We start from the raw sequence: 467 nt of genomic DNA, 5'->3' as shown, positions 1-467 counted from the left end.
GACGTAGTCGGAGGACCAGCCGATGAGGCTGCCGGAGTCGGTGCCGAAGGCGAGGCTGAAGCCGTAGAGGACCCAGAGGATCGTGACGATCCCGAGGCTGATGAAGCTCATCATGAGCATGTTGAGGCTGCTCTTGACGCGGACCATGCCTCCGTAGAAGAAGGCGAGCCCGGGGGTCATCAGCATGACCAGGGCGGAGCAGATGAGCATGAACCCGGTGTTCGCGGCAGACAGCGTCGGGGCGTCTGCCGCGAGGGTCGTGATGGCTGATGCCATCGGCGTCTCCTCGTCGTCGGTACGTTCGCGTGCGGGCGATCGTGAAAACCTGAGCGGCGTTAAGGGCTCCGGCCTGGTGGGGGCTGGCCGGTTATTGCCCTGAGATTCACGCAGGCCGGTTTCCGGCGGCGCCGCTGGGTGTTTCACGCCGATGACGAAGGCGTCCAGAGTGTTACGACGTGATGAACTCC

General features: G+C 64.0%; 1 pseudogene. It reads right to left on the bottom strand.

Going from position 1 to position 467, the window contains the following annotated elements:
- Positions 1 to 276: pseudogene (locus tag G3I78_RS48100) on the bottom strand (ammonium transporter); the annotation flags it as partial.
- Positions 277 to 467: the final 191 nt, after the last annotated feature.

This window comes from Streptomyces sp. SID13726, assembly GCF_010548375.1.
In the GTDB taxonomy this organism is placed as follows: Bacteria; Actinomycetota; Actinomycetes; order Streptomycetales; family Streptomycetaceae; genus Streptomyces.
Note: the sequence above shows the minus strand (reverse complement) of the source record. Positions and strands in the feature narration are given on the sequence as shown.